Origin of the sequence: Saccharothrix mutabilis subsp. mutabilis (assembly GCF_039521145.1) — a bacterium.
GTDB classification, from domain to species: domain Bacteria; phylum Actinomycetota; class Actinomycetes; order Mycobacteriales; family Pseudonocardiaceae; genus Actinosynnema; species Actinosynnema mutabilis.
This window is the reverse complement of sequence record NZ_BAAABU010000003.1, coordinates 98,798-112,956: the sequence shown is the minus strand read 5'-3', so window position 1 is coordinate 112,956 and position 14,159 is coordinate 98,798. Positions and strand designations below refer to the sequence as shown.

The 14,159-nt window shown below is 74.2% G+C and carries 11 protein-coding genes; 5 read left to right on the top strand and 6 right to left on the bottom strand.

The annotated features are described in order from the left end of the window. Positions 1-63: 63 nt before the first annotated feature. Positions 64-744, top strand: a complete 681-nt coding sequence (locus tag ABD126_RS08210) for a GntR family transcriptional regulator (protein ID WP_343933083.1) — start codon at positions 64-66, stop codon at positions 742-744. Here the strand turns inward: ABD126_RS08210 and ABD126_RS08205 are convergent. The 4 genes from ABD126_RS08205 to ABD126_RS08190 are packed head-to-tail and all read right to left on the bottom strand — an operon-like array spanning position 728 to position 3,838. Further along, entirely contained in the window at positions 728-1,375 is a 648-nt protein-coding gene (locus tag ABD126_RS08205) for a response regulator (RefSeq protein WP_343933082.1), read from the bottom strand. The two genes, ABD126_RS08210 and ABD126_RS08205, sit on opposite strands and share 17 nt — an antisense overlap. Beyond that, a complete protein-coding gene (locus tag ABD126_RS08200; RefSeq protein WP_343933081.1) occupies positions 1,372-2,424 on the bottom strand; it encodes a sensor histidine kinase in 1,053 nt (350 codons plus the stop codon). Before ABD126_RS08200 ends, ABD126_RS08205 begins: the two co-directional genes overlap by 4 nt. Positions 2,425-2,435: 11 nt before the next feature. After that, positions 2,436-2,987, bottom strand: a complete 552-nt coding sequence (locus ABD126_RS08195; RefSeq protein ID WP_343933080.1) for a hypothetical protein — start codon at positions 2,985-2,987, stop codon at positions 2,436-2,438. Positions 2,988-3,022: 35 nt separating this feature from the next. After that, positions 3,023-3,838, bottom strand: a complete 816-nt coding sequence (locus ABD126_RS08190) for a helix-turn-helix transcriptional regulator (RefSeq protein ID WP_343933079.1) — start codon at positions 3,836-3,838, stop codon at positions 3,023-3,025. Between the two features lie 82 nt (positions 3,839-3,920). Between ABD126_RS08190 and ABD126_RS08185 the strand changes: the two genes are divergently transcribed. After that, positions 3,921-4,889 carry an aldo/keto reductase gene (locus ABD126_RS08185; RefSeq protein ID WP_343933078.1) on the top strand — a complete coding sequence of 323 codons (969 nt, stop codon included), beginning with the start codon at positions 3,921-3,923 and terminating at the stop codon, positions 4,887-4,889. Here ABD126_RS08185 and ABD126_RS08180 read toward each other — a convergent pair. After that, positions 4,886-6,382, bottom strand: a complete 1,497-nt coding sequence (locus ABD126_RS08180) for a substrate-binding and VWA domain-containing protein (RefSeq protein ID WP_343933077.1) — start codon at positions 6,380-6,382, stop codon at positions 4,886-4,888. The two genes, ABD126_RS08185 and ABD126_RS08180, sit on opposite strands and share 4 nt — an antisense overlap. A gap of 148 nt (positions 6,383-6,530) precedes the next feature. Between ABD126_RS08180 and ABD126_RS08175 the strand changes: the two genes are divergently transcribed. Further along, positions 6,531-7,277, top strand: a complete 747-nt coding sequence (locus tag ABD126_RS08175; RefSeq protein ID WP_343933076.1) for a class I SAM-dependent methyltransferase — start codon at positions 6,531-6,533, stop codon at positions 7,275-7,277. 25 nt (positions 7,278-7,302) lie between these two features. Next, positions 7,303-11,271: an alpha-(1->3)-arabinofuranosyltransferase domain-containing protein gene (locus tag ABD126_RS08170; RefSeq protein ID WP_343933075.1), complete on the top strand. Its 3,969-nt coding sequence runs from the start codon at positions 7,303-7,305 to the stop codon at positions 11,269-11,271. Here ABD126_RS08170 and ABD126_RS08165 read toward each other — a convergent pair. Beyond that, entirely contained in the window at positions 11,246-12,454 is a 1,209-nt protein-coding gene (locus ABD126_RS08165) for a polysaccharide biosynthesis protein (protein WP_343933074.1), read from the bottom strand. The genes ABD126_RS08170 and ABD126_RS08165 overlap by 26 nt on opposite strands. Before the next feature lie 71 nt (positions 12,455-12,525). Here ABD126_RS08165 and ABD126_RS38940 point away from each other — a divergent pair, with 71 nt between their 5' ends. Next, positions 12,526-14,157 carry an MmpA family trehalose lipid delivery protein gene (locus ABD126_RS38940; protein WP_486374851.1) on the top strand — a complete coding sequence of 544 codons (1,632 nt, stop codon included), beginning with the start codon at positions 12,526-12,528 and terminating at the stop codon, positions 14,155-14,157. The last annotated feature ends 2 nt before the right edge of the window (positions 14,158-14,159 follow it).

Below are 14,159 nucleotides of genomic sequence, written 5' to 3'. Positions count from 1 at the left end.
CCCGATCAAGACCCCACCGACGGCTATAGTGGCCGGGTTTCGAGCCGCGAGAACGGAGAGCCGATGTCGGTGTCGGGTGGCGACCCCGCGGACCAGGTGCCGCCGCACCGCCTGAACACCGCCGACCAGGTGGCCGCCGTCCTGCGCAAGCGGATCACCGACGGGCTGCTCGAACCCGGTCGCCAGCTGCGCGAGGAGCAGTTGTCCGCCGCGCTCGGCATCTCCCGCAACACCATCCGCGAAGCCTTCCGCGTCCTCATCCAGGACGAGCTGATCGTCCGCGAGCCCTACCGCGGGGTGTTCGTCCGCGTCGTCACCGCCGAGGACGTCGCCGACATCTTCCGCACCCGCAAGCTGCTCGAACCGCTCGGCCTCGACGCCCTCGTCGCCGACCGGGCCGCCGCCGCGCGCCTGCTCCGGATCGCCGACACCGCCGAGGCCGCCGCCCGCGCCGGGGACTGGCGCGGCGTCGGCACCGCGAACCTCGACCTGCACCGGGCGCTGGTCGAACCGTGCCGCAGCCAGCGCCTCGACCGGCTGTTCACCCAGCTGTTCGCCGAACTGCGCCTGGCGTTCCTGCTCACCGGCGACCCCGAGCCGCTGCACGAGCCCTACCTCGCCTGGAACCGGACCCTCGCCGAGCTGATCGTCGCCGGTGACGCCGACGCCGCCCGCGCCGAACTCCTGCGCTACCTCGACGACGCCGAACGCCGCATCACCGAGGCCGTCAAGGCGAAGAGCTGACCCCGGGCACCGCCAGCCCCGACTCGTAGGCCGCGATCACCGCCTGCACCCGGTCACGCAGCCCGAGCTTCGCCAGCACGTTGCTCACGTGCGTCTTGACCGTGTGCTCGGTGACCACCATCGCCGCCGCGATCTCCGCGTTGGTCAACCCCTTCGCGATCAGCGCCAGCGTCTCCTGCTCGCGCGCGGTCAGCGCGGGCAGCCGCACGGTCGGCGACGGCGCGGTGAAGCGGGCGATCAGCTTGCGCGTCACCGAAGGCGCGAGCAGCGCCTCACCGGCGGCCACCACGCGCACCGCGTGCACCAGGTCGTCCCGCCGCACGTCCTTGAGCAGGAACCCGCTCGCCCCCGCCTTCAACGCCTCGAACACGTACTCGTCCACGTCGAACGTGGTCAGCATGAGCACCTTCGCCGCCCCGCTGACCGCCCGCGCCGCCTCGATGCCGTCCACGCCGGGCATCCGGACGTCCAGCAGCACCACGTCCGGCCGCAGCTCCCGCACCGCCGCGACCGCCGCCGCCCCGTCCCCCACCTCGGCGACGACCTCGACGTCCGGCTGGGCGTCGAGGATCATGGCGAACCCGGCGCGCACCAGCTCCTGGTCGTCGGCCACCACCACCCGGATGCTCATGCCGGCAACCGCGCCGACACGCGGAACCCGGCGCCGTCGCCGCGCGGACCGGCCTCCGCCGTCCCGCCGCACGCCGCCGCCCGCTCCCGGATGCCGATCAACCCCCGGCCACCGCCGGTCGCGACCGCGCCGCGCCCGTCGTCCACCACGCTGATCACCAGCTCACCGGCCTTCCACTCCAGTCGCACGTCCGCCCGCGCCGCACCCGCGTGCCGCACCACGTTGGTCAACGCCTCCTGCGTGATCCGGTACGCGGCGACCTCCACGTCCGGCCGCAGCGGCACCGGCACGCCGGTCACCGCGAAGTCCACCTCGACCCCCGCCCGCCGCACCCGCTCGGCCAACCCCGGCACGTCGTCCAGCGTCGGCTGCGGCGCGCGCGGTCCGCCGTCGTCGTCCAGCACCGCCAGGATCCGCCGCAGCTGGGCCATCGCGTCCCGCCCCGCCGACGCGATCGCGTCGAACGCCGCCTCCGCCCGCGCCGGGTCCGCGCGCAGCACCACCGGCCCCGCCTCGGCCTGCACGACCATCACGCTGACCGCGTGGGACAGGATGTCGTGCATGTCCCGGGCGATGCGGGCCCGTTCCCGCTCGGCCGCGCGCTCCGCCTCCACCACGCGTTCCCGCTCCAACCGCTCGGCCCGCTCCACCGCCGCCGCGTTCACCCGCCCGACGGCGTAGGCGGCGACCAGCAACGCGATCGTCCGCAACGCCGTCACCGGGCCGACCGCGACCACCGTGCCCCCGATTGACAGCACCAGGGCGGCGATCCGGGCCGGCGGGGCCGAGTGGGCGGCCACCGCGTGCATCGCGACGATCGCGCCGTACCAGACCGGCTGCCCGGGGACCTCGCCGACGTGGTCGTAGGAGGCGGCGACGAGCAGCACCGCCAGCAGCACCACCACGGGCGCCCGCCGCCGCCAGAACAACGGCACCGCCGAGGCCAGCACGACGGCGTACGCCGGCCACCCGTACGACTCGTCCCCGATCGCGAACGGCCACAGCTGGGCCGCGGCGACCAGCACGGGAAGCCCCCAGCGGATCAGCACGCCGGTCATCCTCACACAAGCGCCGGCGCACGCCGCCGCGCCAGCGGCAGGAACGACACCAGCAGCAGCACGGCCCCGACGGGGATCAGGTCCTTGGACACGATCGGCATCACCAGGTCGGCGAACACCAGCACCGGCGTCCACACCCGGACCTCCTTGCGCAGCGCCAACATCACCACGAGCGCGAGCTGTCCGACCGAGAACACGTAAGGCGCGAGGTCGTAGCAGAACAGCGAGACCCCCGGGACTTCCTTGACCTGGCGGGACATCGCCGCCATCCCGGCGTGGTCGTCGGCCAGCAACCCCACCACGACGTCCACCCCGAACTGCCCGATGAACCCGACCGCCCCGACCGTCGCGACGGCGGCCACCACCCGGGCGCGCGGCCCGATCCGCGCGGCCATGTCCCAGAAGATCCGGATGAACAACAGCAGCGCGGCGAGGAAAGCGATGTGCCCCGACGTCCAGGCGGGTCCCGGCCCGCGCTCGCCGTCGAACCCGTCGATGATGCGGGCGACGCCGTAGAACAGGACCAGGAGCGGTGCGGCGATGTATGCGTTCATGCAGCACATCCTGCGGACGCGGAGCGTCCGGCTGATCACCCGCGAGAGCGGTCTTCGACATCCCTCTCAAGAGTGAGAAGCGCCTTCGCCGTCACGTCGTCGTCGGGCAGCAGCACGACCAGCCGGTGCTCGTCGCCACCGGCCACCACGAGCCCTTCGACCGCCAGCCGCAACTCCCCCACCTCGGGGTGCACCCACCGCTCGACCCCGGTCCACCGCGGCAGCGCCCCACCGACCCGCCCGGTGAACTCGCGCCCGGCGACGATCGTCAACTCCTCCACCAGCGAGGCCGCGGCGTGGTCGAGCAGGTCCGCCGCCGCCCGCACCGCGGCGGCCCGGTCGTCGGCGACCCGCTCCCAGTCGGGGAACACCGCCCGCGCCCGGGGGTCGGTGAACACGAACCGCGCCAGGTTGGGCGGGTCGCCGTCGAGCAGGGGCCCGGCGAGCGCCGGGAACCCCGAGGACCAGGCGAGCACGTCCAGGGCGGGGTCCACCACGAACGCGAAGTCCAACCGGTCGAGCAACGCCAGCAAGGTGGGCCGGACCGGCTTCGGCACCGGCACGTGCGGGCAGTTGCCGCCCACCTTCACCAGCCGGTGCAGGTGCGCCCGCTCCTCCGGCAGCAGCCCGAACACGTCGGCCAACGCCCCCAACACGGCGGCCGACGGCTGCCGGTCGCTGCCCCGCTCCAGCCGGATGAGGTACTCGACGCTGATCCCGGCCAGCTCCGCCACCTCGCCGCGCCGCAGCCCCGGCGTGCGCCGCCGCGCCCCCGCCGGCAGGCCCACCCGCTCGGGACCGGTCGCCTCCCGCCGAGCCCGCAGGAACCTGCCCAACGCGGAGTCAGCCATGCCCCGATCCTAGGCGGGCGCCGCTCAGGGGGTCCCTGACACGGCCTCCCTCCCGCCGCCGGCAGGAGGCAGGGTCGGGGGCATGGAGTACCGACTGTTCGGCCAGACCGGCTTGCGCGTGTCCGAGTTGCTGCTCGGCGCGATGGTGTTCCGGGACCGCGACGAAGCGCGGCGGATCGTCACCGCGTACGCCGACGCCGGCGGCAACGTCATCGACACCGCCTCCGCCTACGGGGACAGCGAGAGCATCCTCGGCGAGGTCCTCACCGACCGCGACCGCTTCGTCCTGGCCACCAAGTACACGCTGGCCCGCGACGCCGCCGACCCCAACGGCGCCGGCAACCACCGCAAGAACCTCCGGCTGTCGCTGGAACGCAGCCTCCGGCGGCTGCGGACCGACCACGTCGACGTCTACTGGGTGCACATCTGGGACCGGCACACGCCCGTCGAGGAGACCATGCGGGCGCTGGACGACGCCGTCCGCGCGGGCAAGGTGCTCTACGTGGGCATCTCCGACGCGCCCGCCTGGGTGGTCGCGCACGCCAACACCCTCGCCCAGTTCCGCGGCTGGTCGCCGTTCGCCGGCATCCAGGTGCCCTACAACCTGCTCAACCGGGACGTCGAGCGCGAGTTGCTGCCCCTGGCGGAGGCGTTCGGGCTCAGCGTCGCCGCGTGGGCGCCGCTGGCCTCCGGCAAGCTGGTCGGCGGGTCGCGGGTGACGCCCGAGGCGCACGAGCTGCCGGTGGTCGAGGCGGTGCGCGCGGTCGCCGACGAGCTGGGGGTCACGCCCGCGGGGGTGGCGTTGGCGTGGACCCGGGCCAAGTCGCCGGTGGTGCTGCCGTTGGTCGGCGTCAGCAAGGCCGCCCAACTCGCGGACAACGTCGGCGCGCTGGACCTGGCGCTGCCGCCGGAGGCCGTCGCCCGACTGGAAGCCGCGTCCGGGTTCAAGAACGGCTTCCCGGGCGACTTCATCGCCCAGGCCGAGCCGACCGCGTTCGTGTTCGGCGACCACGCCACCAGGGTCGGGCCACGCCTGCCCCGGCACGTCTAGGGCTTGCACTGCGGCGGCTGGCACAGCATCCCGCTCAACGCGGTGTGGAAGATGCCGGAGATCGCGGCCGGGTCGGGTGTGGTGAACGCCCGACCGCCGGTCGCCGCGGCGATCTGGGTCAGCTCCTCCAGGTCCGCGTCGCCGCCGATGCCCAGGGCCACCACGGGCAGCGGGCGGCGCGGGTCCTGGAGGGCGGCCAGCTCCGCCAGCAGCGCCTCCCGGCTGATCCCGGCCGGGTCCTCGTTGCGCCCGTCGGTCATCACGACGACCACGTTGAGCCGCCCGGACTCCCAGTTCTCGCGCGCGGACCGGTAGCTCGCCAGGACGCTGTCGTAGAGGCCGGTCGCGCCGCCCTCGATGGCCCGCACCGAGCGCAGCTTCTCCGGCGACCCGGCCGCCAGGTGCTCGGCGACGGTCTTCACCGGCAGCAGCTCGCGGTGGTCGCGCTCGCCGTCCAGGTTGGTCGAGAACAGCCACACGCCGACCTTCGTGGTCGACTTGACGATGCCGAACCCGGCTTCGGTGGCCGCGACGGTCACCGCCATGCGGTTCTTGCCCGTCCCCGGCACCGCCTGGGCCATCGAGCCGGACACGTCGAGCAGGATGTGCAGCCGCCCGCTGAGGTTGATGACCGCCCACTGGTTGAGCGCCTCGTCCACGGCGTCGGCCTCGGGCACCGGGACCGGCTCGACCTGCTCGGGAGCCCACGACGCGCGCCCGTCCGGGGCACGCAGGTCCGCGGGCAGCGGCGTCTCCAGCAACGCCGACAGCAGCCGCTGGGCGGCGTCGCGGTCGCGGGCCTGCGGCAGCACCGCGAACGGGTAGTCCAGCGCGGGCACCGGCACGTCCGGGTACACCGCCACCAGCCGCTTCCCGGCCCCGTCGCGGTTGTGCTTGAGCAACGCCCGCTCCGACAACGCCACCGCCGCGCCGTCGGACGTGCCCACCCCGGCGGACAGCTTGCGCAGCGACGCGGTCAGCTCCGCCGAGCCGGCCGCGAGCTGCCGCGCGCCCCACACCGTGGACAGCCCCACGGGGTCGCGCGCCGGGTCCGGCAGACCCACGGCCAGGTCGGCCAGCACCCGGTTCCACGACGTCGGCAGGCCCAGGGTCGCCGCGCCCTCCTCGGTCACGCCGAGGACGACCGGGGACATCGCCACGGACGTCCCGCGCACCGGCAGGTCCCACGACTTCCCGGCCTGCGCGCGGCGCAACCAGGTCGTGGAGGACGGGATCCACACGTCCACGCCCGACAGGTTCTCCGCCACCAACGCGGAATCGCGCGCGGACACCGAGACCTCGGCGCACGTCAGCTTCGCGGCGGCCTGCTCGACCGCGGGCGCCAACTCGGGCGCGACGCTCACCGACAGCGCGCTCACGCCGGCGCAGTCGCCGGCCCCGAAGCGCAGGTGCGGCACGCCGACCCACGCCGCCACCGCGAGCACGAGCAGCACCCCGAACACCACGGCGGGAGCACGCCGAGCGCCACGCATGTCCACTCCCGTCGGCCAGACGTCATCGCACGTTAACCCACCCCTTCCCGTTACCGGTTGTCCCGGCGCACAACGTGCTCTGTCGCCGGGACCAACGCCCCGGTGGCTATCTTCCGGACACCAGCCCACGGCTCCCGGGAGAGATCGGGTGGACTTCGACCAGGTTCGTCAGGACTGGACCACGCTCGGCGCGCAGGACCCGCTGTGGGCGGTGAGCGTGGCGCCGGACAAGCGCGGCGGCCGGTGGGACGTCGACGAGTTCCTCGCCCAGGGCCGCGCGGACGTGGCGCGGGCCCGCGCGTGGCTGACCCGGCTGGGGCTGCCCGCCCGGTGGGACCGGGTGCTCGACTTCGGCTGCGGCGCGGGCCGGCTGTCGCAGGCGCTGGCCGAGCACGCCGAGGAGGTCGTCGGCGTCGACGTGTCGGTGCCGATGCTGGAGACCGCGCGGGCGTTGGACCGCAGCGGCGGGCGCTGCCGGTTCGTGCTCAACGAGTCGCCCGACCTGCACGTGTTCCCCAGCGGCAGCTTCGACCTGGTGTTCTCCGAACTCGTGCTGCAACACCTGCCCAAGCGGGTCATCACCGAGTACCTCGCCGAGTTCGTGCGCGTGCTGCGGCCGGGCGCGCCGGCCCTGGTCCAGTGCACGACCCGTCCACTGTGGACGCTCAAGGGCATCGGCTGGCGGATCGCGCCCAACCCGGTGGTCCGGTTCGCGCAGCGGGCGGTGCTCGGCTACCCGGCGCCGATGCGCATGACGGCGCTGCCCGAGGCGAGGGTGCGGGCGGTGGTGGCCGCGCACGGCGGCGAGGTCGTGGACACCGCGACCACGCCGGAGCCCGCGACGCACTGGGTGTCCACCCGGTACGTGATCCGCAAGCTCGGTGGGGGGCGCTGACATCCGCACGAGAGCAACCCCCTGGGTGCTGGCGGGGCTGACGCTCCTGTCGTTCCTCCAACTCCCGGGGCGCACCACCTTCGACACCAAGCTCGACCTGGTCGTGGACCCGGCCGCGTTCCTCGGCCGCGCGCTGCACCTGTGGAACCCCATGGCCAGCGGCGGGGAACTCCAGAACCAGGCGTACGGCTACCTGTTCCCGATGGGGCCGTTCTTCCTGCTCGGCGACCTCGCCGGGCTGCCGCCGTGGGTCACGCAACGCCTGTGGTGCGCGCTGCTGCTGTGCCTGGCGTACGCGGGCGCGCTGCTGCTGGCGCGGGCGTTGGGCATCGGCAGCGAACCCGCCCGCCACGTCGGCGCGCTGGCGTACGCGCTGGCCCCGCGCATGTTGACCGAGATCGGTCCGCTGACCGCGGAGGTGCTCGCGGCGGTGATGCTGCCGTGGGTGCTGCTGCCGCTGGTGAAGGCGGACCGGCTGGGGCCGCGCCGGGCGGCGGGGCTGTCCGGGTTGGCCGTGCTGGGCATGGGCGGGGTCAACGGCGCGGTCGTGGTGATGGCGCTGGTGCTGCCCGGGTTGTGGCTGCTGACCCGCAGGTGGTCGTGGCCGCACGTGAAGCTCGTCCTGTGGTGGGTCGGCTCGGTGACGGCCGCGGTGCTGTGGTGGTTCCTGCCGCTGGTGCTGCTGGGCCAGTACAGCCTGCCGTTCGTGGACTACGTCGAGTCGGCGACCAACACCACCTCGCCGACCTCGCTGTTCCAGGTGCTGCGCGGCACGAACCAGTGGGTGGCCTACGTCGTGCAGGGCACGCCGTGGTGGCCGGCCGGGTTCCTGCTGGTGGACAACCCGGCGCTGATGGCCGCCACCGGCGTGCTCGCGGCGGTCGCGCTGGCCGGCCTCGCCCGCACCAGCCTGCCCGAGCGGCTGTTCCTGACGTTGGGCGTGGTCACCGGGGCCACCCTGCTGACCATCGGGTACGTCGGCGCGCTGGACAGCCCGCTGTCGGAGACCGTCCGGGGCCTGCTGGACGGCCCGCTCGCGCCGCTGCGCAACGTGCACAAGCTCGAACCCGGTCTGCGGCTGCCGCTGGCGCTGGCCCTGGCGCACGCGCTGACCGGGCGGCTGCCGCTGCTGCGGCGCGTGGTGTCCCCGGTCCTGGCCCGGCGGGCGCGGGTCGTCGCGGGCGCGCTGGTGGTGCTCGTCGCCGCCGCCCCCGCGTGGCTGCTCACCCTGCGGCCGGGCCCCGGCTGGGACGAGATCCCCGGCCACTGGGAGGACGCCACCGCGTGGCTGGAGCGGGCCGACCCCGACGCGCGGGCGCTGGTCGTGCCCGGCACGGGGTTCGCCGAGTACACCTGGGGCCGGCCGATCGACGAGCCGGTGCAGGCGCTGGCGCGGTCGCCGTGGGCGCTGCGCAGCCAGATCCCGCTGGGCTCCGAGGGCAACACCCGGCTGATGGACGCCGTGGAGGACGCGCTGGCCGACGGTCGCGGCGCGCCCGGCCTGGCCGACTTCCTCGCCCGGTCCGGGCACCGGTTCCTGTTGCTGCGCAACGACGTCTCCCGCGCGGAGACCGACGTGCCGCCGATCGCGGTGCTGCGCACGGCGCTGGAGCGGTCGCCGGGGATCAAGCGGGTGGCCGGCTTCGGCGAGGCCGCGCCGTCGCCGGTGAAGGTGGACGCGACGCTGCCCGCCGTGCCGGCGCTGGAGGTCTACGAGGTCGAACGGGACGTGCGGCGCGCGGTCGCCGTGGCGGCGCGGGACGTGGCCACGGTCAGCGGCGGCCCGGAATCGCTGCTGCCGCTGCTGGACTCGGGCTTGCTCGCCCCCGACCAGCCGACCGTGCTGGCCGGTGACGGCGGCGCGCCGGAGGGCACGGACCGGCTGGTCACCGACGGTCTGCGCAACCGCGAGCGCAACGTCGGCCGGATGCGGGACAACCTGGGCCAGACGCTGACCGTCGAGGAGCAGCCGAGGCAGGTGCGGCCCGCGCTGGACGTGCTGCCGTTCGACGGGCTGGAGCACCGGACGGTGGCCGTGCACCGGGGCATCCGCGCGATCACGGCCTCGACGTCGGCCGGGTTCGCCGACTCGGTGCGCGGCTCCGACCAGTCCTCGATGCCGTTCGCGGCCGTGGACGGCGACCCCTACACGGCCTGGCAGTCCTCCACGGTGGACGGCGCGATCGGGCAGTGGCTGGAGGTCGCGCTGGACACGCCCCGCGTCGTGACCGAGGTCGGGCTGCGCGTGGTGGACGACCGGCGCGTGGGCTGGCCGGTGACCCGCATCCGGATCACCACCGACGCGGGCGAGGTCGAGCACGAGGTGGAACGCGGGTCCGGTGAGCAGCGGTTCGCCGTCGCCGCCGGGCTGACCGGGCGGGTGCGGGTGACGGTGCTGGCCCTGGCGGCGGGGCGGACGACCGGCAACGCGGGCATCGCGGAGCTGTCCGTGCCCGGGGTCGAGCCCGAGCGGGCGTTGCGGGTGCCGGCCGACGCGCCGCCGGCGGAGGGGCAGCGGACCGGGTTCGCGTTCAGCCGCGGGGCGCAGCCGAGGTTCGCGTGCCTGCGGGTGGCCGGCGTGGTGCGCTGCGACGCGGGCCTGACCCGGTTCGGGGAGGAGCCCTCGGGCGTCCACCGGTTGTTCCGCACCGACGCCAAGGCCACCTACACCGTCGACGGGACCGTGCTGCCCGCCGGTGGGGCCACGCCGCCGGTGCGGTTGCCCGGGGTGGCGGTGTCGGGGTCCACCCAGCTGGCCGGCGACCCGGCCGCCGCGCCGTCGGCGGCGGTCGACGGCGACCCGACGACCACGTGGATCGCCGACCACACGGACGAGCGGCCGACCCTGCGGTTCTCCTTCGACGAGCCGCGCGAGGTGCGCGGGTTGAGGATCTCCGTGGACCCCGCCTCCGGCGCGAGCGCCCCGATCGAGGTGGACGTCACCACGCCGGCGGGGACCGTGCGGCGGCCGGTGACCGACGGCGGATCGGTCGAGTTCTCCGCAACGACCGACCGGCTGGAGCTCTCCGTGGTCCGCCGGGACAGCTTCGACGGGCCGCCCGGGATCACCGAGCTGACGCTGGACGGGGTCGAGCTGCCCGCCTCGCCGCCGGACGCGCCGGTCGTCGCGCCGTGCGGGCAGGGGCCTCCGTTGCGCGTCGACGGGGTCGAGTACGACACGTCGGTGTCCGGGACCGTCGCGGACCTGGTGGAGCACCGGCCGTTGCGGCTGACCACGTGCCCGGACCTGGCCGAGGGGTTGACGCTGGGCGCCGGTGACCACGAGTTGCGCGGCGGTCGGTCGGCGGACTTCGTGGTGCAGGACGTGTGGCTCAAGCCGACCACCCCGGCCGCGGCGCCGCGGCACCGCGCGGTGCAGGTGGTGTCGTGGGAGGCCGCCGACCGCGAGGTGCGGGTCGAGGCCGGGCCCGCCGCCGTGCTCGCCGTGCCGGAGAACGCCAACGACGGCTGGGTGGCCGCGGTGGACGGCACGCCGTTGAAGCGGACCCGGGTCGACGGGTGGCAGCAGGCGTGGCGGTTGCCCGCGGCCGGTGGTCCCGTGACGGTGACGATGGAGTTCGTGCCGGACAACTCCTACCGGTCGCGGTTGCTGGCAGGTGCGGTGGCCGTGGTCCTGTTGGTGCTGCTGGCTTTCCTGCCGGGACGGCGGTCGAAGGTGTCCGTGGCGTCCGGCGGGGACCGGTGGGTGCCGTGGGCGTTGGTGGCGCTGCTGGCGTTGCTGGGTGGCATGGCGGGTGTGGTGGCGTTGCTGTCGTGCCTGTTCCTGCGCAGTCTCGTGCCGGACTACCGGCGTGCGGTGTCGATGGCGTTGGCGCTCGGCGGGATGCTGGTGGCGACGGCCGTCAGCGTGACCGGGCGGGTGCTCGGGCACGGCCAGGAGTGGGCGTACGGGACGGTCGCGCAGGCGGCGGTGCTGGTGGCGCTGGCGGCCGTGGTGTCGGCGCGGATCAGGTGGTTCGACCGTGCCGCCTAGCGCGTGCCTCCACGACCGCGCCGGACGCCACCAGGAGGCCGGTGGCGGCGACGGCGGCCGAGACGGTCTGCGCCGGGGAGTCGTTGAGCCACAGCATGACCAGCGCGGTCTCGCCCGCGACGGCCAGCCACACCAGCAGGGTCGCCTTGCGGTCGCGGCCGGCGATGCGGGCGTAGAGCAGGAGCTGCGCGAGCGCGAGCAGCGTGCCGACGAGCGCGAACGCCCACAGCGGGAGCGCGGTGTCGGCGTAGGACGGTCCGCCGATGAGCCGCGTGGCGGTGGGGCCGAACAGCGCCGCGCCGAGCACCACCACGCCGTCCAGGGCCGCGCAGACGGCGAGCGCCGAGGCCAGCGCCCGGCCGCTGCCCTCCGGGCGGGCCAGGCGGGGCAGCAGGATCACGGCGATCGCGTGTGGGAGCCAGTAGGCGATCTTGGTCAGGACCGCGCCCACGGCGTACTCGCCGGACGCGGCGGCCGGGAGGACGTGGCGGGCCAGCAGCAGGTCCAGGTTGACCAGGACGACCACGGCGAGCAGCGCCTGACCGGCGTGCAGCACCTCCCGCACGTCGTTCGTCCGGAACCTCCCCGGGCGTGGCCGCCGGCAGGCCAGCCAGCCGACCGCGGTGGAGGCCGTGGCGCCGAGGGCCGCGCCGGCGAGCGTGCCGGTGGTGGTCCCGGTCCAGGCGAGGCCGACCAGCGCGCCACCCGCGCGGGCCCCGGCTTCCAGCGCGACCAGCGCGCCGAACAACGCGTAGCGGCGGTCGCCTTGGAGCAGGCCGTGCCACAGGCCGTTGAGGGTGAGCGGCCCCACGCACAGCGCGAGCCAGATGACCGCGCCGACGTCGGCCACGCGCAGCAACGGCGCCGCGACGGGGACGGCGAGGGCGGCCAGCGCCGTCGTCGTGGCGGCCACCGCGAGCCCGAGGCCCACCACCGGGCGGCGCGACTTGTCGGGATCGGCCGCCACCTTGAGCGCCACGTGCGTTTGCAGGGCCATCGCCGGGACCGCGCCGACGAGGAGCACCGCCAGCAGCGCGCCGAGTTCGCCGAACGCGGCCGGGGCCAGCAGCCGTGCCGCGACCACCGTCAGCACGTAGCCGGAGGCGTTGGCGAGCATCACGCCGGCGGTGACCGCGAGCGCTTGGCCGGGTTGCCGGGTGGGGCTCTTCGAGCTGACGGCCACGGCGGACCTCCGGGGTCAGCGAACGGTGTGGTTCGCACTGTAGCCGGGTGCGGGTGTGGTGAGAACCCTTGATGAGAAAGGTGATTCTTCCCGCTTGGTGCGGCCTGCTGGCGCTGGTCGTGCTGTTTCCGTTGCTGGGTCGTGGGTTTGTGCTGTCCTACGACATGGTGTTCGTGCCTTCGCAGTCGTTGTTGCCGGAGAGCGTGGGGGCGGGGAGCACTCCTGCGCGTTCTGTGCCTGCCGATGCCGTGGTGGCTCTCGTCACCGGTTTGTTGCCCGGCGATGTGGTGCAGAAGGTGTTGTTGGCGGCGGCATTGTTCCTCGGGCCTTGGGGTGCTGGGCGTTTGGTGCCCACGGAGTCCGTTGGGACGCGGTTGATTGCGGCTACCGCTTACGGGTGGACGCCTTACGTTGCCGAGCGGTTGTTCATGGGGCACTGGCCGTACTTGCTGGCTTATGCCTGTCTGCCGTGGATCGCGGCGGCCGGGTTGGCGGTGCGGGCTGGTGAGCCGAAGTCCTTGGCCCGGCTGGTGTTGTGGATGGCTCCTGCCGTGCTCACGCCCACGGGTGGGTTGCTCGCGGCGGGGACCGCGTTGGCTGCTTGTGGGCGGCGCGGGGCTGTGCGGGTTTTCGCTGTTGCGTTGGGCGTGAACCTGCCTTGGCTGGTTCCTTCCGTGCTCCGGTCGGGTGCTGTGTTGTCCGCGCCCCAGGCGGTGGAGTTGTTCGCCGCCAAGGGTGAGAACTGGGCCGGGGTCTTCGTTTCCGTGCTGGGGTTGGGCGGGTATTGGAACGCCGACGTGGTGCCGGCCAGTCGCGGGTTGCCGCTGGTGCCGGTGTTGACGGTCGCCGTGGTGGCTGTCGCGTTGGTCGCTTTTCCGCGCCTGGTGCGGAGTTGGGGCTTCGGGTTGGTCGCCCTGGGCGGGGTGGGGTTGGTCTTCGCGCTGCTCGCGCACCTGCCGTTCGGGCGAGTGGTGCTGGAGTGGGCGGTGGCTTCGGTTCCCGGCGCGGCCTTGTTGCGGGATGCGCAGAAGTGGGTCGCGTGGTGGGCGCTTCCGCTGGCTGTCGGGTTCGCTTTGGGCGTCGAGGCCTTGGCGCGGGCGCACAAGGCCGTGGTCGCGGTGGCCGTCGCGTTGCCGGTGGTGGCGATGCCGGACTTGGCTTGGGGCGGGTGGGGGCGGCTCGACACCGTTCAGTACCCGGCCGACTGGGCGCGGGTGCGGGAGGTGTTGGCCGCCGATCCGCGTGGCGGGGACGTGCTCGCCTTGCCGTTGGGGGCGTTCCGGCGGTTCGGGTGGAACGGCGACCGGACGCAGTTGGACCCCGCGCCGAGGGTGTTGCCGCGCACGGTCGTCGTCGATGACACCGTGAACGTCAGCGGCGTTCCGGTGCCGGGCGAGGACACCCGGATGCCCGGTGTCCGGGCGGCCCTGCGGGACGGGTCGTTGGGGGCGGTGGGTGTCGGGTGGGTCCTGGTGGAGCACGGGACGCCCGGTGACGTGCCGGACTTGAGCGGGTTGGACGAGGTGTTCGCCGGGTCTTGGCTGACGCTGTACCGGGTTCCCGGGGCGGTGGTCACCCGCGCGCCGGAGGACTTGGGCTGGATCGTGGCGGGCGATGTCGTCGCGGTGCTGATTTTGGCTGGTTTTCTGTTGTGGCAACGGTTACCGACCGGTAGATTGTTGTTCCACCGACGCGAGGAGTGACC